Below are 19,813 nucleotides of genomic sequence, written 5' to 3'. Positions count from 1 at the left end.
TGATGAAAGGTCAAAAAGGTTATGTGTTGATGGTGAAGCAACCCTTTCGTGGGCTGTTTCAGAGGATGGCACGTTGGCAGATGCTGCGCCGCGAGCGCGTGGAATTGGCCGGCATGAGCGACGATGCATTAAAGGATATCGGCCTGAGCCGCGCCGATGTCGAGTTGGAAAGCCACCGTCACTTTTGGGAAGACCCGCTGCGAAAATGACGCGGGTGTCCCTACACAACACGGGCTGCAGTAGGGTAGTTTGCGAGCATACAAGGAGATGCACATGCCTGCAGAACTGTCCTTTTCCCTCAAGCAAGCCCGACGTCTGGCGCTGGCGGCCCAAGGCTTTTCCGGGCGCCAGCCGCCTGCGTTGATCAAGGCTGTGCAGGTCAATCGTCTGATCGAACGCCTGGGTGTGTTGCAGATTGACTCGGTCAATGCCGTGGTGCGTTCCCATTACCTGCCGCTGTTCTCCCGCTTGGGCAACTACTCTCCTTCCATTCTTGAGCAAGCGGCCTGGAGCCAGGGTCGACGGCGCTCGCTGTTTGAGTACTGGGGGCATGAAGCCTCGCTGTTGCCGATGGCACTTTATCCATTGATGCGCTGGCGCATGGCGAGGGCTGAGCAGGGTGAAGGGATTTATCAGCAAATGGCGCGTTTTGGGCGTGAGCAACAAGCCACCATTCGCCGGGTTCTGGCCGTCGTCGAGCAGCAGGGGGCTTTGGGTGCCGGCAGTTTGTCGACGCGTGAAGAGCGCGCGGGCCCGTGGTGGGACTGGAGCGATGAAAAGCACGCCTTGGAGTGGCTGTTCGCGGCGGGTTTGGTGACTGTCGCCGGGCGTCGTGGATTTGAGCGGCTTTATGATCTGCCCGAGCGTGTGATTCCTGCCCAGATTCTCCAGCAGGCGCCCTTGAGCGAGGCTGAGGCGCAACGCGGTTTGTTGTTGCAGGCCGCGAGTGCGTTGGGTGTGGGCACTGAAAAAGACCTGCGCGATTACTTTCGCCTGGAGCCGGCTGACAGCCGCGCGCGGTTGGCAGAGTTGGTGGAGGAGGGGCTATTGGTTCCGTGTCAGGTCCAGGGTTGGAAGCAGTTCGCCTATTGCGCGCCTGAGCCGAAAGTCCCGCGCAAGGTGCCCGCCAGCGCATTGTTGTCACCCTTTGATTCGCTGATCTGGGAGCGCAGCCGCACCGAGCGCCTGTTCGATTTCCGCTACCGGCTGGAGATCTACACCCCACAGCACAAGCGGGTGTATGGCTATTACGTGCTGCCGTTTCTGCACAATGAACGAATCGCCGCTCGGGTCGACCTGCGGGCCGAACGCGCCGCCGGGCGATTGGCGGTGCATGCGGTGCACGAAGAGGAACCAGGGTTGGATGAGGAAGGGATGCTGGCGTTGGCCTTGAATCTGCGGCAGATGGCCGACTGGCTGGGGCTTGAGCGGATACAGCTCAATTGCCCGCGGGCCAGTGCGGCGCGGTTGCGAGTGGCGCTCTTAGCGCTTGACCTGTTTTAACGTCTCTGCAATCAAAAACGCCAATTCCAGCGACTGATCGGCGTTCATCCGGGGGTCGCAATGGGTGTGGTAGCGGTCCGACAATCCATCTTCGGTAATGGGCCGCGCGCCACCGATGCACTCGGTCACATTCTGCCCGGTCATCTCGATGTGAATCCCGCCGGCGTAAGTACCTTCGGCTTGATGCACCTGGAAGAACTCCTTCACCTCGCTGAGGATCTGCGCGAAGTCGCGGGTCTTGTAGCCGCTGCTGGCCTTGATGGTGTTGCCGTGCATCGGGTCGGAACTCCACAGCACCTGTTTGCCTTCGCGCTGTACGGCGCGGATCAGGTTGGGCAGGTGATCGCCGACCTTGTTGGCGCCCATGCGCGCGATCAGGTTGAGACGGCCCGGATCGTTGTCCGGGTTGAGGATGTCGATCAGGCGAATCAAGTCCTCCGGCTTCATGCTCGGGCCGACCTTGACCCCGATCGGGTTGTTCACCCCGCGCAGGAACTCGACGTGAGCCCCATCCAGTTGACGGGTGCGATCGCCAATCCACAGCATGTGGGCTGAGCAGTCGTAGTAGTCGTTGGTCAGGCTGTCCCGGCGCACGAACGCTTGCTCAAAGTTGAGCAGCAAGGCTTCGTGGGCGGTGAAGAAGCTGGTCTCGCGCAGTTGCGGCGAAGTGTCCATGCCGCAGGCGCGCATGAACGCCAGGGTTTCATCGATGCGGTCGGCCAGTTGGCTGTATTTTTCGGCCAGGGCGGAGTTGGCGATAAAGTCCAGGTTCCACTTGTGCACTTGGTGCAGGTCGGCAAAACCGCCCTGGGCAAAGGCCCGCAGCAGGTTCAGGGTGGCGGTGGACTGATGGTAGGACTGCAACAGGCGCTCAGGATCCGGCACCCGGCTTTTTTCGTCGAAGCCGATACCGTTGACGATGTCGCCCCGGTAAGCCGGCAGGGTCACGCCGTCGATGATCTCATCGTTGGCCGAACGCGGCTTGGCGAACTGACCCGCCATGCGCCCGACTTTGACCACCGGGCAACCGGCGGCGAAGGTCATGACCACGGCCATCTGCAGCAGCACCTTGAAGGTGTCGCGGATTTTCGCCGCCGAGAACTCGGCAAAGCTTTCCGCGCAATCGCCGCCTTGCAGCAGGAAGGCGCGACCGCTGCTCACCTCAGCAAATTGACGGCGCAACTCGCGGGCTTCCCCGGCGAATACCAGAGGCGGATAACTGGCCAGGGTCTGCTCGACCCGCAACAAGTGCGCAGCGTCAGGGTACTGGGGTTGCTGCTGGATCGGCAGGGCGCGCCAGCTATCGGGGCTCCAGGGTTGGCTCATCATGAACTCAAGTGATTTATAGTCGGAGAGCCATGTTATCAGCAATTAGTGCGTGACCTGCTGCGGTCGGTTCGCCGACAATCGCGCCTTTCCCGCTTGGGAACAGGCGGCTGGACCTTGTTGGTGGACGTTAGGAGTAGTCATGACTGAGGAGCGCGTCGAGCGCCTGCTGGCCGAGGTCCATGATGACTTCGGCATGATCCGTGTGCTGGAAGTGGCCGATTACCGCTTTCTTGAGTTTGGCGACGCCATCGAGCAGAGCTGCGTGTTTACCGCTGATCCGAGCTGGTTGGAGTATGACTACACCCGCGCCATGCTCATTGGCGCGTTGTGCCATGAGCAGCCGGAAAGCGCGCTGTTCCTCGGTTTGGGGGCTGGCACCTTGACCCAGGCCTGCCTCAAGTTCCTGCCCCTGGAAGATGTCGAAGCCATTGAGCTGCGCCCCGATGTGCCGCGCCTGGCTATCGAGTTCCTGGGGTTGGATGACGATCCGCGTTTGTATATCCGTGTCGGCGACGCCCTGCAGTTGCTGGAAACGGCAGAGCTGGCGGACCTGATTTTTGTCGACCTTTATACCGACGTGGGGCCGGGTGTCGGTCACTTGGCCTGGACTTTCCTGGAAAACTGCCAGAAGAAGCTCAATCCCGGCGGCTGGCTGGTGATCAATCAATGGGCGACCGATGATGGCAAACCGTTGGGCGCCGCCTTGTTGCGCGGTCTGTATCACCGGCATTACTGGGAGTTGCCGGTGAAGGAGGGCAATGTGATCCTGATTGTGCCGGCGGACCTGGATCAGGAACTCGATCTGGCAGCGCTGTCCACCCGGGCCGAGGGCCTTGCGCCACGATTGGGGTATTCGCTGCAATCGTTGATCAAGGCTATTCGGCCGGCAACTTGAGGCACGGGGTCAGAGTCCTTTGAATACACCGGGCCGCTTTTCAATCATGGCCCGGACACCTTCCTTGGCATCTTCACTGTTCAGCAGTTTCTCCACCAGCACGGGCAAACCGGCCGCGGCGGCTGTTTCACCTTCGATTCGGGCCTGGCGTGCCGACATCAGGGTTGCCTGCACGCCCAGCGGTGCCTGCCGAGCAATACGGTTGGCCAGCTCCAGCGCGCGCGGCAGCAGGTCTTCACTGGCCATCACTTCTTGCACCAGGCCCAGTCGCAGGGCTTCGTGAGCATCAAACTCATCACCGGTGAGCAGCCAACGCATGGCATTGCCCCAGCCGGCAATTTGATGAAAGCGCAGGGTTGCGCCGCCAAAGGGAAAGATCCCGCGCTGTACTTCCATCTGCGCGAAGCGGGTATTACTGGCGCACAGGTTGATATCCGCCGCCAGCATCAGTTCGATGCCGATGGTCAGGCAATAGCCCTGAGCCGCGACAATCACCGGTTTACTGACCCTGGGGCCTGCGAATACGCCCCAGGGGTCACAACCTCCCAGCGGCGGTTGCCAGCCCTGAGCCATTGCCTGTCCGACGTTTGCCAGGTCCAGCCCGGCGGTAAAGTGATCGCCGTGGCCAAAGACGATAGCCACCCGCGCTTCATCATTACGATCAAATTCGCCATAGGCCAGGCTTAGTTCGTTGAGCAGCTCCAGGTCAAAGGCATTGCGTTTGGCCACCCGGTTCAGTCCCAGCAACAGAACATGGCCTTGCTGTTCACGGCTGACGCGGCTGCTGCTGGCTTGATTCATGGGGTGTGTCCTCGGGCGCAAAGGGGGCGTTCGGACCGAAGGGCCCGCTGCGAAAGGTGAACCGTTTAAGTGTCATGACCAACAGGGCCGGGCCTTTGAAAAATAGACGTTGCTATCAGGATGTGCAAAGCCTTTGATACAGAGCTGTTTATCGGGTTTTTCCGATAAAAAAAGCTCCCTTTTTCAGCTATTTCCGGTATAGTGCGCGCCGGCCTTTAACCGGGCCGCGTTTAGGTAGTGCAATTCCCCGAAGCCAGCTTCGGCTGCTCGTCCGCACAGCGGACTCTTCCTTGACGAATCTTTTCCATTCATTCGTTTTCGCAAATCCCCGCCGACAAAGCAGCCAGGGCGACTCTTGAGTCTCAACACGGCATGCGCAGCTTTGGAGCATGGGTCTTTGCGGATGCACTTAGAGGCAGACCCATGACCCAGGAAACCGGCGGCTTCGCCGCTTTTAATCTTAACCCGAATATTCTTGCAGCCGTCATCGCGACTGGCTACGAAGAGCCTTCGGCTATTCAGCAGCAATCGATCCCGATCATCATGGCCGGCCAGGACATGATTGGCCAGGCGCAAACCGGTACCGGTAAAACCGCCGCGTTCGCACTGCCTATCCTGCACTGCATCGATCCTGCCAAGCGCGAGCCGCAAGCCCTGATCCTGGCGCCAACCCGTGAGTTGGCGCTGCAAGTAGCAACCGCTTTCGAAACCTACGCCAAGCAAATGCCAGGCGTTACCGTTGTGGCCGTTTACGGCGGCGCGCCTATGGGCCCACAACTGAAAGCAATCCGTAATGGCGCACAGATCGTTGTCGCCACCCCGGGCCGTCTGTGCGACCACCTGCGCCGCGACGAAAAAGTTCTGTCGACCGTGAACCACCTGGTTCTCGACGAAGCTGACGAAATGCTCAAGCTGGGCTTCATGGACGACCTGGAAGTCATCTTCAAGGCACTGCCAGCGACCCGTCAGACCGTATTGTTCTCGGCCACCCTGCCGCAGTCGATCCGTGCCATTGCTGAGCGCCACCTGCGCGATCCGCAACACGTGAAGATCCAGACCAAGACTCAGACCGTTACCGCGATCGAACAGGCTCACCTGTTGGTTCACGCTGACCAGAAGACCTCGGCTGTATTGAGCCTGCTGGAAGTCGAAGACTTCGACGCCCTGATCATGTTCGTGCGCACCAAGCAAGCGACCCTGGACCTGGCCAGCGCCCTGGAAGCCAAAGGCTACAAAGCCGCTGCGCTGAACGGTGACATTGCCCAGAACCAACGTGAGCGCGTGATCGACTCCCTCAAGGATGGCCGTCTGGACATCGTTGTGGCTACCGACGTTGCTGCTCGTGGTCTGGACGTTCCACGTATCACTCACGTATTCAACGTTGACATGCCTTACGATCCAGAGTCCTACGTTCACCGTATCGGCCGTACTGGCCGTGCCGGTCGCGAAGGTCGTGCCCTGCTGCTGGTGACTCCACGTGAGCGCCGCATGCTGCAAGTGATCGAGCGTGTTACCGGTCAGAAAGTTGCCGAAGTCCGTCTGCCGGATGCTCAGGCCGTTCTCGATGCCCGCATCAAGAAACTGACCAACAGCCTGTCGCCGCTGGTGGCTGACGCTGAATCGACCCACGGTGATCTGTTGGATCGCCTGACTGCCGATATCGGTTGCACCCCGCGTGCCCTGGCTGCAGCTCTGCTGCGCAAGGCTACCAACGGTCAAGCGCTGACCCTGGCGGCGATCGAGAAAGAACGTCCACTGGTACCGAACAACGCTCCACGCGGTGATCGTCCAGAGCGTTCCGGTGATCGTCCGGACCGTGGTGATCGTGAGCGTCGCGCTCCGGTTCCACTGGCCGAAGGTCGTGCTCGTTGCCGTACCGCGCTGGGCGCGCGTGACGGTATCGCGGCCAAGAACCTGTTGGGTGCAATCCTCAATGAGGGTGGCCTGGCACGTGAAGCGATCGGCCGTATCCAGGTTCGTGACAGCTTCTCCCTGGTGGAGCTGCCGGAAGATGGTCTGGAGAAGTTGCTGACCAAGCTGAAGGACACTCGCGTTGCCGGTAAGCAGCTCAAGCTGCGTCGCTATCGCGAAGATTGATCCGCTCTCGGGCTGATTGATCGAACATAAAAAATCCCCGACTGGTTCGGGGATTTTTTATGCCTGGAATTAACCAAATCGGTAAATGTCCATGCCCAGCGCGCCCAGGGTGAATCCCTGGTGCGCCACACTGAACGTCCCACCCGCGCCCCTGGCGAAATAGAGCGGTAACAAATGTTCATCACTGGGATGACTACGTACCGCATGGGGTGCCTGGCGGCGGTAGTCGTGCAATGCGGCTTCATCCTGGGCGACGAGTTTGTCGACGACCCAGTCTCGGAATTCACGAGCCCAAGGCTCGATGCTTTCCGGGCCTGCGTGCCAGTCCAGTTCTCCGAGATTATGGGTAATGCTGCCTGAGCCGATCAGCAGTACACCTTGTTCGCGCAGGCTGGCGAGTGCTCGCCCGACTCGGGTTTGCAGTGCTGGCCCCATGCGGCTGGGCAGCGACACTTGCACCACTGGGATGTCGGCGTCCGGATACATCAGCGACAGCGGCACCCAGGTGCCATGGTCGAACGGGCGTTGGTTATCGATACGGGCATTCAGGCCGTCCACCGTCAGCAGTTCGACGATCTGTGCGGCCAGTTGCGGTTGGCCGGGGGCAGGGTATTGCACGGCAAACAGCTCCCGTGGAAAACCGCCGAAGTCGTGCCAGGTCTCTGGGGCCGGGTTGCCGGTGACCAGCAACTCCTGGCTTTCCCAATGCGCCGACACCACCACAATGGCTTTGGGGCGCGGTATCTCGGCAGCCAATCGCTTGAGTGCCGGACCGCTGGCACCGGGCTGCAGTGCGAGCATGGGCGAACCGTGAGAGATAAACAGGCTGGGAAGCATGGGCAGGGTCCTGAGGAGTAAGATGGCCCATCTTCAATCAGATCATTGATCTAAATCTAATATAAGTTTTAGCGCTATTTGATCGAATTTTCAGGGCAGAATCATGGAGCCGAAATTTTGGCATGAGCGTTGGGCGCGCAATCAGATTGGTTTTCATTTGTCCGAGGTAAATCCCTATTTGCCGCAACACTGGTCCGGCCTGGGTTTGGCGAGTGGGGGGCGGGTGTTGGTGCCGTTATGCGGGAAAAGCCTGGATCTGTTGTGGCTGGCCAGCCAAGGACATCGGGTCCTGGGTGTCGAGTTGTCGGAAAAGGCCATCGAAGAGTTCTTCAGCGAACAGGGGCTGACGCCGCAGATCAACAGCCAGGCTGCTTTCAAGGTCTATCAGGCGGGGTCCATCGAGCTGTGGTGCGGTGATTTCTTCGCCCTGGAGGCGGGAATGGTGGCCGATTGCACGGCGCTTTACGACCGCGCAGCGCTGATCGCCTTGCCACCGTTGATGCGGGAGCAGTATGCCGCGCATTTGAACAGGCTCCTGGTATCAGGTTGCCAGGGAATGTTGATCACCCTTGATTATGACCAGGCTCAGAAGGCAGGCCCGCCCTTTGCCGTGACCGATCAAGAAGTCCGGTTGCTCTTTGGAGAAAGTTGGCAAATGTCTGTAGTGGATGAGCGAGATATTCTGGGCGAGAGCTGGAAGTTTGTGCAGGAGGGCGTCACGCGCCTGGAAGAGCGGGTTTATCGATTGACCAAGGCCTGAAGCGCGCCCACAAAAAAGGGCGATCCAATTGCCCCTTCTGTATTACTGCATTACTGCGGACTCTCAGCCCCGACGGCGCAGCGCGTCGATCCGCTCTTCCAGCGGTGGGTGGCTCATGAACATGCGAGCCAGGCCTTGCTTGACGCCACCGTTGATGCCGAAGGCGTTCAGGGTGTCGGGCATGTGCACCGGCAGGCCCTGTTCGGAGCGCAGGCGTTGCAGGGCGCCGATCATCGCATTGGTACCCGCCAGGCGCGCACCGGCTTCGTCAGCACGGAACTCCCGTTTGCGCGAGAACCACATCACGATCGAGCTGGCAAGGAAACCCAATACCAGTTCGGCGAAGATTGTCGCCACATAGTAGGCGATACCCTGGCCACCTTCGTTCTTGAAGATCACCTTGTCGACGAAGTTGCCGATGATGCGTGCGAAGAACATCACGAAGGTGTTCACCACACCCTGGACGAGTGCCAGGGTGACCATGTCACCATTGGCCACGTGGCCGATTTCGTGGGCCAGCACGGCCTTGACTTCGTCGGGCGAGAAACGCTCCAGCAAGCCTTGGCTAACGGCTACAAGAGCATCGTTCTTGTTCCAGCCGGTGGCGAAAGCGTTGGCTTCATATGCCGGGAAGATCCCGACCTCGGGCATCTTGATTCCGGCTTCACGGGACAATTGCTCGACGGTTTGCAGCAACCATTGCTCATGCCGGGTGCGTGGCTGAGTAATGATTTGGGTGCTGGTGCTCATCTTCGCCATCCACTTGGAGATGAACAGCGAGAAAATCGAGCCGGCGAAACCAAAGACCGCACAGAAAACCAGCAGCTGATTGAGGTTGAGATCAACCCCGTTGGCCGCCATGAACCCGTTGAAGCCGAAAAGGCTCAGGGTGATGCTGGCAATCAGCACGACCGCCAGGTTAGTGGCCAAGAACAGCAGGATGCGCATCATGGTTGTAGAGTTCTCCTCATGCTTAATATGTCGCGTACTGCGGGGTATATAAGGTGCGGCACGGGGCTATTCAACCGAGCGACTATTTCAAACTGTGTCCTACAGCTTTAATGTAGAGCCTTGAAGGGATATTCCGATCCCGGATGCTGGTCGTTATGCTCGCCCCAGTGCCTTACAGCCCTGTAATTATTGGGTGGAAGGTTATCAAGATTGAGACCGGCATAAGGTGAAGATGTTTGTGCCCGCATCGGACAGAGAAGTGTTGCTAGATAATCGTTGTACGACCCTAGGAGGGCCGTACAGCGCAAGGGCCTTACTGGCGATAGGATTTCAGGAAGTTGCCGATGCGACCTATGGCCATGTCCAGGTCATCCACTCGTGGCAAAGTCACCACACGGAAGTGATCAGGCCACGGCCAGTTGAACGCAGTGCCCTGGACGACCAGTAGCTTTTCCGACAGCAACAGGTCGAGCACGAATTTTTCGTCGTTGTGGATCGGGCAGACTTTCGGGTCGATCCGCGGGAAGGCATACAGCGCACCCATGGGTTTGACACAACTGACGCCGGGAATGTCATTGAGCAACTCCCACGTGCGGTTACGCTGTTCCAGCAGGCGACCCTGCGGCAACACCAGGTCATTGATGCTCTGGTAGCCGCCGAGAGCAGTCTGGATGGCGTGCTGGCTCGGTACGTTGGCGCAAAGGCGCATGTTGGCCAGCATGTCGATGCCTTCGATGTAGCTCTGGGCATTGTGCTTGGGGCCGGAGATGGCGATCCAGCCGGAGCGGAAACCCGCTACCCGATAGGATTTGGACAGGCCGTTGAAGGTCAGGCACAGCAGGTCTGGCGCCAGCGAGGCGGTGCAGATGTGCACGGCGTCGTCGTAGAGGATCTTGTCGTAGATCTCGTCGGAGAACACCACCAGGTTGTGCTGACGCGCCAGTTCCAGCATGCCCAGCAGCACTTCTCTGGAGTACACGGCGCCGGTGGGGTTGTTCGGGTTGATGATCACCATGGCCTTGGTGTTCGGGGTGATCTTGGCCTTGATGTCGGCCAGGTCCGGAAACCAGTCGGCGCCCTCGTCGCACAGGTAGTGCACCGGATGGCCACCCGCCAGCGTCACGGCGGCGGTCCATAGCGGATAGTCGGGTGCCGGTACCAGCACTTCGTCGCCGTTGTTGAGCAGGGCCTGCATGGACATGACGATCAGCTCGGAAACGCCGTTGCCCAGGTAGATGTCTTCAATGCCGACACCTTCGACCTGCTTTTGCTGGTAGTACTGCATCACGGCCTTGCGCGCACTGAACAGGCCTTTGGAGTCGCTGTAGCCCTGGGCGGTGGGCAGGTTGCGGATCACGTCCTGGAGGATTTCATCGGGCGCTTCGAAACCAAAGGGTGCCGGGTTGCCAATGTTCAGCTTGAGGATGCGATGGCCTTCCTCTTCCAGGCGTTTGGCGTGCTTGAGCACTGGGCCGCGAATGTCGTAGCAGACGTTGGCGAGCTTGTTCGATTTGCTGACCTGCATGGCGATGTGATCCTGAAAATGAACGATCCAGACGATGTGAAGACAACCGTACTGTGAATCCTGCGCTGGGTGCATCCATAAATACGTTTGAATGCCGGTAACGCGGGTGCCAGACTGGCGTTTTGACGAGGCGCAATCATACGTGCCGCCTGATCCATGGAAAAGACACAGATCAGGCTTTTTCAGTTGCCGAGGTGTACTGATGGAAAAGTTGCAGAAAACCGTTGATGAGTGGAAGGCGATGCTCGACCCGGAACAATACAACGTGTGCCGTCTCAAAGGCACCGAACGGCCGTTTTCCGGCAAATACAACGGCACCAGGACCGAGGGTGTTTACCACTGTATTTGCTGCAACGAACCGTTGTTCGATTCCAACGCGAAGTTTGACTCCGGTTGCGGCTGGCCCAGCTTCTACGAGCCGATTGCCGAACAAGCGATGGTCGAGATTCGCGACGTGAGTCACGGCATGATTCGCACCGAAGTTACCTGTGCCAAGTGCGACGCGCATCTGGGGCACGTATTCCCTGATGGACCGCCGCCCACCGGTTTGCGTTATTGCATCAACTCGGTGTGTCTGGACCTGGTTGCGCGCTAGATTTGCTCCTGTAGCCGCTGCCGAGGTACGAGGCTGCGATGCGGTCCGCAGGACCGCCCAAAGGGCCACTTGTCGCAATGCCGCCCTCAGTTCATCGCAGCCTCGTACCTCGGCAGCGGCTACAACGTTATAGGCGTTGATAAGCGCGAGTGATTAAATTGCACGCAATTGAATTGAACGCTATGTTTTTGCCTTCTTCTCTTCTTCCGAGGCACCGCCATGAGCGACAACCTGCTAAGTATTCCTTGCACCACCATCAAAGGTGAGCAAAAGACCTTGGCCGATTTCTCTGGCAAGGCAATCCTGGTGGTCAATACGGCCAGCAAATGCGGGTTTACCCCACAGTACAAGGGCCTGGAGCAGCTCTGGCAGCAGTACAAGGACCAGGGGTTGGTGGTGCTGGGCTTTCCGTGCAACCAGTTCGGCAAGCAGGAGCCCGGTAATGAGGGTGCTATTTCCGAATTTTGCGAGCTGAACTACGGTGTCAGCTTCCCGCTGTTCAAGAAGATCGATGTCAACGGTGACGCCGCTCACCCGTTGTTCGTGCAACTGAAAAAACAAGCGCCGGGGTTGCTGGGTTCCAAGGGCATCAAGTGGAACTTCACCAAGTTTCTCATTGGTCGCGACGGTCAGGTGGTCAGGCGTTTTGCGCCCACGACCAAGCCTCAGGACCTGACGCAAGAGATTGAAGCGCTGCTCAAATGACGGATCTGTCCATCGAGTCGCTGACCCTTGATAACCAGTTGTGTTTCAAGCTGTACGCCGCGTCACGGGCGGTGACGCGAGCCTATAAGCCGATGCTCGATCAGTTGGGCCTGACGTACCCGCAGTACCTGGCGATGCTGGTGCTGTGGGAATGGCAGGATGCGGCGCCGGCACAGCCGACGGTCAAGGCTCTGGGTGAGCGTCTGCTGCTTGACTCCGGTACGTTGACGCCACTGCTCAAGCGCCTTGAGCAGCTCGACCTGGTCAAGCGTCAGCGTAGCCAGCGGGATGAGCGTGAGGTGCACTTGAGCCTGTCCGAGGAGGGTAGGCGCCTGCGTGATCAAGTTCAGCCACTCAAGACGCGCCTGTTGTGTGACGCCGGCGTCGACCTGCGTCAGGCCGATGCCTTGCGCCAGGGTCTGGACCAACTGCTCAAGCAGATCAAAGACTGGTCGTAGTCGGTACCCATAAGTCGATCAGGGCCTTGAGTTCTTCCCGGCGAAAGGGTTTTGCCAGGTAATCGTTCATCCCTGCGGCCCTGCAGCGTTCCCGTTCTTCGGACAGGGCGTTGGCCGTCAACGCGACGATCGGCAGTTCCGGCCAGCGCCCGCTGCGACGGATCTGTCGACTCGCCTCATAGCCGTCCATGACGGGCATGTTGCAGTCCATCAACACCATGTCGAAGCTTTGCTCCTCAAGTCGCTTGAGGGCCTCGCCACCATGGGCGGCGACGATGACCTCGCAACCGAGTTTGCCGAGCATGCCCTTGGCGACCAGTTGATTGACCGGGTTGTCCTCCACCAACAGGATGCGCGCCCGATGGGCGAGAGGGGCGGTTTCCAACTGGGCGAGATCAAGGACCAACTCTGAGTCGGGGCGTAAGTTGCGCTGCAGAATCTGGTACAGCGCAGTGCGACTCAAAGGCCGCGCCTGCTGTTGCAGAGGCGCCAGGGCCGCCACTTCTTCGTTGGGCATGAAGCTGCCATAGGCGGTGACCAGCAGGATGGGCGCGGTAATACCCGGGCGCAGGCGGAACAGGCATTCGGGGCAGTCGGTGATCAGCAGGTCGGGGCTTATCCCGCTCAAATCGTCGTCAATGGTGTAGCAGTCCAGGGTCAGCCCCCAGCTTGGCAGCAAGGTGGCCAGCAACTCCGCCAGGCCGCTGCTGGTGCTGGTAATGACAACCACCTCACCAGCCAGGGGCGCCTGGTGTGCTGCGGGTGTATGGGCAGGTAGCGGCAAGTCGGCGGTGAACTGGCTGCCGAAGCCGGTTTCCGAGCTGATGCTCAGACGACCGTGCATGGCCTCGCAAAGGTTACGGGTCAAGGCCAGCCCCAGCCCGGTTCCACCGAACTGGCGCGTGATGCCAGCGCCCGCTTGGGTGAACGGCTGGAAGATCTTGACCTGGGCGTCCTGGGCAATGCCGATCCCGGTGTCGCAGACCTCGATCCGGATGCCGCCGTTTTCTACGCGCAGACGTACATCCACTCGGCCAAAGCGGGTGAACTTCAAGGCATTGGAAAGCAGGTTGCTGACGATTTGCCGCACCCGGGTTGGATCACCCAGCACTTGGGCGGGAAATTGCGGATCGATCAGGCAGGTCAATTCGACGCTGGGTGCGGCGTTTTGTGACAGCAGGTTGGCGGTGTCTTCCACCAGCGCACCCAGGTCGAAGGGGATGCTCTCCAGCTCCAGTTGCCCGGCATCGAACTTTGACAGGTCGAGAATATCGTTCAGCAATTCCACCAGCACTTTGCCGGAGTCATGGGCAATCGACAGTTGCTGGCGCTGTTCCGCATTCAGCGGGCTGTCCAGGGACAAGGCGATCATGCCCAAGAGGCCATTGAGTGGTGTGCGGATTTCGTGGCTCATGTTGGCCAGGAACGCAGCCCGCGCCTGGGCCATGCCCAGCGCCGTCATCTTCGCCGCTTCCAGTTCTTCATTGGAGCGGCTTAACCGTTGATTGATGGTTTTGAGCTCGGCGGTACGGGTTGAAACGACGTTTTCAAGTTGCCCGAGGTACTCGGTCAGGCGGTCCTCTGCCTGTCGGCGCTGCTGGATTTCGGTCTCCATGTTTTCGAACTGCTGGTTGGCGACGTTGACCAGCACGCCGATTTCGTCGTGCTCATGGCCCGCAGGGCAGTCCAGGTGGGGCTGCGGTGTGCCACGGGGGTTGCGTGTGCTCAGTTCGCGGATAACTCGCACCAGCGGCTGGGTCAGCATCACGTAGAACAGGCCCAGCAGGATGCCGGTCAGGATCAGGCTACGGGCAAAACCGTTGAGCAGGGTGATCTCTGCTCGGTGCAGGAAACGGCTGCCAAAGGCGTAGGTGTCGACGTCAAGACGCAAGACCCCGAGAGACTCGGTGGGCATATGAGTGAGATACAACCGGTCTTCGAACTGGCGGTTAGCGCCGAACAGGAAGTCACTGATGGGGCGGTAGCTGCTTTCCTTGTGCGGTCGATCAACGTCAGCCAGCACAGTGCCGTTATTGTCGATCAGTTGCGCATGGATGATCGCGGGGGAGTGCAGCAGGCCCAGCGTCAACTCTTGGGCCAGCTCGGCGTCGATGTTGTAGGCGATACGGGAGGCCGGGTTATGACTGATTTCAAGCAGCGAACGTATTTCCCGGTTGATGGACGCGTCTTCGCTGGCATAATCGATCCAGATTTGGATCAGGCTGAGCAAGGTTCCCAATACGAAACCGACCAGCACAGTCAGTCTGGCTTGTTTATAAGACAAGCGGTGGGCGAACTTGATATCCATCGGTTGCTGAACCACTTTGCGTTTCCCTTCGCCCGGCAAGCATAGCTGAATATCCACAGCTATCGGCTTTGCCCGGCATGAATCGATTTATTCGGGTGCAGCCCTGTACGGTCTGCCTCAGGGTTGCCAATACGCCATCTTTTACAAGAACTTGCCAGAGGAATAGTCGTGGATTCTCGATTGAATGCCTTTCTTGAGCGCGCCGATGCCGTGCTTGCTCGCTTGGAACCCTTGTTACCCGCTCCGCGCCAAGCCATTGACTGGAACCAGTGTCTGGCCGCTCGTTGGCAGCGTGAAGGCCGCAGCGGCTTTTTATTGCCACTGGAAGTGAGCTTGGACATGCGTCTTTCCGATTTGATCGGTGTGGACAAGCAACGTGAACAGCTGGCCCGTAACACCCAACAGTTTCTCGATGGCCTGCCCGCCAACCATGCCTTGCTCTGGGGCTCGCGAGGCACTGGTAAATCCTCCCTGGTCCGTGCCTTGCTGGCCCAGCACGCCAAGGCGGGTCTGCGCCTGATCGAGATCGAACGCGATCACCTGGCCGATCTGCCGCGGGTGGTCGAACAACTGGTCAAGTTGCCACAGCGCTTTGTGCTGTTTTGCGATGACCTGTCTTTCGAGGCCGGTGAAAGCGATTACCGGGTCCTCAAGAGCGTTCTCGATGGCTCGCTGGAACAGGCACCGGAAAACGTCTTGCTGTATGCCACGTCCAACCGTCGTCACCTGGTCCCGGAAAACCAGAGCGACAATGAGAACTGGAAGGTGGTGGATGGCGAGTTGCATCCCAATGAGGCTGTGGAAGACAAGATCGCCTTGTCCGACCGTTTCGGTTTGTGGCTGTCATTCTATCCGTTCAATCAAGAGCACTTTCTCGATGTGGTTGAGCACTGGATCGGTGAACTGGCGAGCAAGGCCGGGTTGCAGTGGCAGCGCGATGAAGCGCTGGACATCCTCGCGGTGCGCTGGGCAACCGGGCGCGGTAATCGTAACGGCCGTTGCGCTTATCAGTTTGCCCGTTACTGGGTGGGCCTGAAGTTGCTGGAGCGCCAGTCATGATCGATTTGCAACAGGCCGGAACCGGTCTTGATGGCTACGCCATGCTTTGCGCTCAGCTTGAGTCCTTGCTGGCCGATGAGCGTGATTTCATTGCTAATGCTGCGCAATTCTCTGCTTTTCTGTTTAATCAACTGGACGATTTGAACTGGGCGGGTTTTTACCTCAATCGCAATGAAGAGCTGGTGCTCGGGCCTTTCCAGGGCCAGATCGCCTGCGTACGCATTCCATTTGGGCGTGGGGTCTGTGGTGCTGCGGCAGCCACACGGCAAACCCAGCGCGTGGAGGATGTGCATGCATTCGCGGGGCATATTGCCTGTGACAGTGCGTCGAATAGTGAGCTGGTGGTTCCGTTGATCAAGGAGGGGCGGCTGATCGGGGTGCTGGACCTGGACAGCCCTTCGTTGGCGCGGTTTACCCCGCAGGATCAGGCCGGTATTGAACAACTGGCGGCCATTTTCCTGCGGTTGACCGAGTGCTGATGGCGTAATCCCTTGCAGGAGCGAGCAACCTCGCTCCTGCAAGGGCTTGTTAACGACCCTCCAGGCTGGTTAGTTGCGTCTGCAACATCCTCTCCAGCTCAAGCATGGCCTTTTCCGTGGTCTTGACACCTGCTTCGATGGTTTTCGGGTTGATGCCGTGGGTACAGGCCTGCTCGAGGGCTTCGCATTGTGTGGCCAGCGTATCGGCCTGGACTATGCGGGCTGCGCCTTTGATCTTGTGGGCCAGCTCAATGAGCTCCTGGGGGGAGCCTTGTCTTGCCAGCAAGTCCATGAGCTCCTGACGATCGTGGCGACTGCTGCTCAACAACTCTTCCAACAAGCGTCGACTCAACTGCGGATCGCCTCCTGTCAGGGCATCCAGGCTGCCTGGATCGAAGAGTTTGCCGGTGGCGATCGGTCCGATTTTCGCCAGCTCTCGCTCCAGCGCAGTGAGGCTGATGGGCTTGAACAGGCAGTCATTCATGCCAGCTTGCGCACAGCGCTGTTTCTCCTCGGGTTGGGCATTGGCGGTGAAGCCCAGGACGATGCAGGGAGTCATCTGTTCTCGTTGTTCGTACTCCCGAATCGAACGACTCAACTCGTAGCCATTCATGATCGGCATATTGCAGTCGGCAATCACGAGGTCGAAGTGTTCCTGGCGCCATGCCTGGAAACCTGCTGCGCCATGGACGGCAGCGGTGAACTGGTGACCGAGGAAACCCAGTTGCTGGCACATGAGCAAGCGGTTGGCTGGATGATCGTCCACCACCAGCACGTTGAGCACCGGGGCGGGGGCCACTTGGACTGGCTTGTATTCGTCCACGACTTTTACAGCGGGCAGACAGGTCATCTTCAGGGCGATATGCACCTGGGTGCCTACCATGGGAACGCTGCTCAGGCTCAGTTGGCCGCCCATCATCGCGCACAGGCTGCGGCAAATCACCAGCCCCAGGCCCGCGCCGCTTCTGGCCAGGTGACCGGAGTTGTCTGCCTGGGCAAAGGGCTCGAATAGCCGTTGTTGATCGTCTCGACTGATCCCGATGCCCGTGTCCTCCACCACCAGCTTCATCTGGACTTGCTGCGGTAGCGCCGTGGCCTCCACGTCGACCTTGACCTTCACCTGGCCGCGCTCGGTGAACTTGATGGCATTGCTCACCAGGTTGGAAAGTACCTGCTTGAAGCGTAACGGATCGATCAGCACGTCGGTGTCTTCGATGTCGGGATTGAACTCCAGTATCAGGCTGAGGGTTTTCTGTCGTGCGAGCCCGTCGAATACGCGTACTACTGATTCGACCACCTCGCGCAGATTGACGCGCTCCGGGGCCAGGCTCAATCGGCCGGACTCGATTCGTGCGATGTCGAGGATATCGCCGATCAACTCCAGGAGGTCTTTCGCCGAGTTGTAGGCCACCTCAATGGCCGGCCGGTCCAAATGGCCATGGTCGGCACGCTTGAGGGTCAACTCAAGCATGCCGATGACCGCATTCATCGGTGTGCGGATTTCATGGCTCATGGTAGCGAGGAAGGTACTTTTCGCTCGATTGGCTTCATCGGCACGTTCCTTGGCGGCGCGAAGTTCATCGAAGAGCTGGCGACGTTCGCTGATATCGATCCAGCCACCAATGATGCCCTGGACCTCGCCGGTGGAGTCGCGGTACGGAAGAATCCAGTGGTAGATCGTGAGCTTTTTCCCTTGGATATGCAGGGCACGATCAAGGATCAACGGATTGCCTTCAGCCACCACTCGCCGATAGTCGGCATGGTATTGCGCGGCCTCTGTTTCGAGGGTCTGGCTCATCTGGATGACGCTTTTGCCAATCACGTCTTCGCGTTTGGCGTTGAAAACCTGCAGGTAACTGTCATTGCAGGTCTGCAGCAAACCGTCGCGATCGCGCACGTAAATCGGATGGGGGGTTTCATTGACCAGAGCTCGCATGAATTCGAACTGGTCGTTGAGGGCGCGCTCGGCCATTTGTCTCTGCTTGATTTGCCGACGCATGTACGCGTTCCACGTCAAGGAGATCAATAGCAACAGCCCGGTCCCCACGATGATCTGGGCAATCAAGTTGTGATAGTTGCGCCAGTAGCTGTCGGACGCGGCGGTGTAGCCACGCCAGCGACTGTTGATTATCCCCAGTTCATCCGGAGCAATGCTTAGTAGCGCCTTGTCGAGAATTGAGCTCAGCTCGGTGGCGCTACGTGACGTGGCCAGTGCAAATGAAGCGGGCAGGGTGCCGATGCTGGAGGTGATCTGCAGCTTGTCCTGAAACATCAACGAGGAAAGAAAGTAGTTGGCGATCACCAGCGAGTTCACGGCACCTTCCACTTGACCTTGGGCCAGCAATTCCGATGCCTTGAATGTATCGCTGGTTTCCACCAGTTGGATCTGCGGAAATTCCTCGCGAAGGCCCTTTACCAGCGGATTACCTTGAGTGATTGCCAGGCGCTTGCCTGCCATTTGCTCAAGGTTCGAGGGTGCGCCCGGCTCTTTGCGTGTCAGCAGCACGTAGGAGTTTTCCAGGTATGGGCGGCTGAAATTCAGGTGGGACTCGCGCTCGGCGCTGGGGGTGATAGCCCCGATGATGTCAGCCTTGTGGGCGCTGATCTGGTCGATCATGGTGCTGACGTCGCGAGTGCGCTGAACGTCGAAGCGCAGGCCGGTACGCAGTCGAATCAACTCCAGAAGGTCGGCGGTGATGCCGCGGAAATTGCCGTCTGCGTCGAAGAAGGTCAGTGGTGCGAAGGTTTCATTCACCACGACTTTTACCACCGGGTTTTCTTTCAGCCAGCGCTCTTCGCGCTGGGTCAGTTGCAGCTTGTGATCGGTCAGCAATATATCGCTGCCGGCGCTCCAGCGTTTAGCAATGCTGTCCCGTTCATGGGTGGACACGCTGACAAGCACCAAGTCGACGATGCTTCGGAGCAAATGTTGATCCTTGCGTAAGGCAAAGCTGAATCCGTAAGCCTCATGTTTGCCAAAATTGGCCATGCGAATATTTTTCAGGTAGCCCTTGTTGATCATGTAGTGGGTTGAAATGGTATCGCCAAGAAAGACGTCGGCTTGGTCGAATGCAACGGCATTCAAGGCATTTTGATAGGACGGATAGGACTGTATGATCGCTTTTGGGTACAGCGCTTCCACTTCTTCCTGTGGCAGGTAATGGTAGACAAGGCTTAATCGCAGACCTGCAAGGCCCTCGAGAAGGCTGCGGCTTTCCCCTTCGCGAGTGACCAATACCGGTTGGTCCACAGCGTAGGGTGCCGACAGCGTCAGGTTGGGGTTTACGGCCTCAAAGCCGTTGGCGGAGCCAAGAAGATCGATTTGTCCGGTTTCAAGCGCCTGAATAGCAGCCTTTCGGTTAGGGTAGCGCAGTACTTTGACCGGCAATGCCAGGGCTTTGGCCAACAGGCCTGCGTAATCGGCGGTTAACCCTTCGTAATCATGACCGCTGGAGGTGATATCGAAGGGCGGGTAGTCGGGTGCCGAGGTGCCTAGTGGCCTGAGCGGTTA

General features: G+C 58.9%; 16 protein-coding genes and 1 pseudogene. 10 read left to right on the top strand and 7 right to left on the bottom strand.

What is annotated here, in order from left to right; genetic code table 11:
• Positions 1–2: 2 nt before the first annotated feature.
• Together J7E41_RS22320 and J7E41_RS22315 are read left to right on the top strand one after the other, a co-directional pair.
• Positions 3–209: a DUF1127 domain-containing protein gene (locus J7E41_RS22320; RefSeq protein ID WP_353049422.1), complete on the top strand. Its 207-nt coding sequence runs from the start codon at positions 3–5 to the stop codon at positions 207–209.
• 64 nt (positions 210–273) lie between these two features.
• Positions 274–1,503: a winged helix-turn-helix domain-containing protein gene (locus J7E41_RS22315; RefSeq protein ID WP_214996302.1), complete on the top strand. Its 1,230-nt coding sequence runs from the start codon at positions 274–276 to the stop codon at positions 1,501–1,503.
• Here J7E41_RS22315 and J7E41_RS22310 read toward each other — a convergent pair.
• Positions 1,483–2,829 (bottom strand): class II 3-deoxy-7-phosphoheptulonate synthase, encoded by a 1,347-nt coding sequence (locus J7E41_RS22310; protein ID WP_214996301.1) that lies wholly within the window; start codon positions 2,827–2,829, stop codon positions 1,483–1,485. The genes J7E41_RS22315 and J7E41_RS22310 overlap by 21 nt on opposite strands.
• Positions 2,830–2,971: 142 nt before the next feature.
• Here J7E41_RS22310 and J7E41_RS22305 point away from each other — a divergent pair, with 142 nt between their 5' ends.
• Positions 2,972–3,727: a spermidine synthase gene (locus J7E41_RS22305; RefSeq protein WP_214996299.1), complete on the top strand. Its 756-nt coding sequence runs from the start codon at positions 2,972–2,974 to the stop codon at positions 3,725–3,727.
• 9 nt (positions 3,728–3,736) lie between these two features.
• On the opposite strand, the gene J7E41_RS22300 is transcribed toward J7E41_RS22305, so the two are convergent.
• On the bottom strand, positions 3,737–4,528 hold the full coding sequence (locus J7E41_RS22300) for a crotonase/enoyl-CoA hydratase family protein (protein WP_214996297.1): 792 nt from the start codon (positions 4,526–4,528) through the stop codon (positions 3,737–3,739).
• Between the two features lie 423 nt (positions 4,529–4,951).
• Between J7E41_RS22300 and J7E41_RS22295 the strand changes: the two genes are divergently transcribed.
• Entirely contained in the window at positions 4,952–6,625 is a 1,674-nt protein-coding gene (locus J7E41_RS22295) for a DEAD/DEAH box helicase (protein WP_169353769.1), read from the top strand.
• Between the two features lie 69 nt (positions 6,626–6,694).
• Here J7E41_RS22295 and J7E41_RS22290 read toward each other — a convergent pair whose 3' ends face one another.
• Positions 6,695–7,462: a DODA-type extradiol aromatic ring-opening family dioxygenase gene (locus J7E41_RS22290; protein ID WP_214996295.1), complete on the bottom strand. Its 768-nt coding sequence runs from the start codon at positions 7,460–7,462 to the stop codon at positions 6,695–6,697.
• A gap of 103 nt (positions 7,463–7,565) precedes the next feature.
• Here J7E41_RS22290 and J7E41_RS22285 point away from each other — a divergent pair, with 103 nt between their 5' ends.
• Positions 7,566–8,222, top strand: a complete 657-nt coding sequence (locus J7E41_RS22285) for a thiopurine S-methyltransferase (protein ID WP_214996293.1) — start codon at positions 7,566–7,568, stop codon at positions 8,220–8,222.
• A 63-nt stretch (positions 8,223–8,285) separates the two neighbouring features.
• Here J7E41_RS22285 and htpX read toward each other — a convergent pair whose 3' ends face one another.
• Both htpX and J7E41_RS22275 read right to left on the bottom strand, forming a co-directional pair.
• Complete coding sequence (gene htpX, locus J7E41_RS22280; protein ID WP_154745634.1) at positions 8,286–9,173, bottom strand: protease HtpX; 888 nt, start codon at positions 9,171–9,173, stop codon at positions 8,286–8,288.
• A 313-nt stretch (positions 9,174–9,486) separates the two neighbouring features.
• Entirely contained in the window at positions 9,487–10,698 is a 1,212-nt protein-coding gene (locus tag J7E41_RS22275; RefSeq protein WP_214996291.1) for a pyridoxal phosphate-dependent aminotransferase, read from the bottom strand.
• A gap of 202 nt (positions 10,699–10,900) precedes the next feature.
• Between J7E41_RS22275 and msrB the strand changes: the two genes are divergently transcribed.
• The 3 genes from msrB (at position 10,901) to J7E41_RS22260 (ending at position 12,456) form a co-directional block, all read left to right on the top strand.
• Entirely contained in the window at positions 10,901–11,293 is a 393-nt protein-coding gene (gene msrB, locus J7E41_RS22270) for a peptide-methionine (R)-S-oxide reductase MsrB (protein ID WP_214996289.1), read from the top strand.
• 219 nt (positions 11,294–11,512) lie between these two features.
• Positions 11,513–11,998, top strand: a complete 486-nt coding sequence (locus J7E41_RS22265) for a glutathione peroxidase (RefSeq protein WP_214996286.1) — start codon at positions 11,513–11,515, stop codon at positions 11,996–11,998.
• Positions 11,995–12,456: a MarR family winged helix-turn-helix transcriptional regulator gene (locus tag J7E41_RS22260; RefSeq protein WP_214996285.1), complete on the top strand. Its 462-nt coding sequence runs from the start codon at positions 11,995–11,997 to the stop codon at positions 12,454–12,456. The genes J7E41_RS22265 and J7E41_RS22260 overlap by 4 nt, the downstream gene beginning before the upstream one ends.
• Here J7E41_RS22260 and J7E41_RS22255 read toward each other — a convergent pair.
• Positions 12,440–14,764 (bottom strand): hybrid sensor histidine kinase/response regulator, encoded by a 2,325-nt coding sequence (locus J7E41_RS22255; protein ID WP_214996464.1) that lies wholly within the window; start codon positions 14,762–14,764, stop codon positions 12,440–12,442. The two genes, J7E41_RS22260 and J7E41_RS22255, sit on opposite strands and share 17 nt — an antisense overlap.
• 168 nt (positions 14,765–14,932) lie before the next feature.
• Between J7E41_RS22255 and J7E41_RS22250 the strand changes: the two genes are divergently transcribed.
• Positions 14,933–15,823: an ATP-binding protein gene (locus J7E41_RS22250; RefSeq protein ID WP_214996283.1), complete on the top strand. Its 891-nt coding sequence runs from the start codon at positions 14,933–14,935 to the stop codon at positions 15,821–15,823.
• The gene (locus tag J7E41_RS22245) at positions 15,820–16,302 is read left to right on the top strand and encodes a GAF domain-containing protein (protein ID WP_214996281.1); all 483 of its coding nucleotides are present in this window, start codon (positions 15,820–15,822) and stop codon (positions 16,300–16,302) included. The genes J7E41_RS22250 and J7E41_RS22245 overlap by 4 nt, the downstream gene beginning before the upstream one ends.
• Before the next feature lie 49 nt (positions 16,303–16,351).
• Here the strand turns inward: J7E41_RS22245 and J7E41_RS22240 are convergent.
• Positions 16,352–19,798: pseudogene (locus J7E41_RS22240) on the bottom strand (transporter substrate-binding domain-containing protein); the annotation flags it as partial.
• Positions 19,799–19,813: the final 15 nt, after the last annotated feature.

Origin of the sequence: Pseudomonas fluorescens (genome assembly GCF_018614655.1) — a bacterium.
GTDB lineage: Bacteria > Pseudomonadota > Gammaproteobacteria > Pseudomonadales > Pseudomonadaceae > Aquipseudomonas > Aquipseudomonas fluorescens_BX.
The sequence above is the reverse complement of the archived record's forward strand: the minus strand, read 5'-3'. Positions and strand labels throughout refer to the sequence as shown.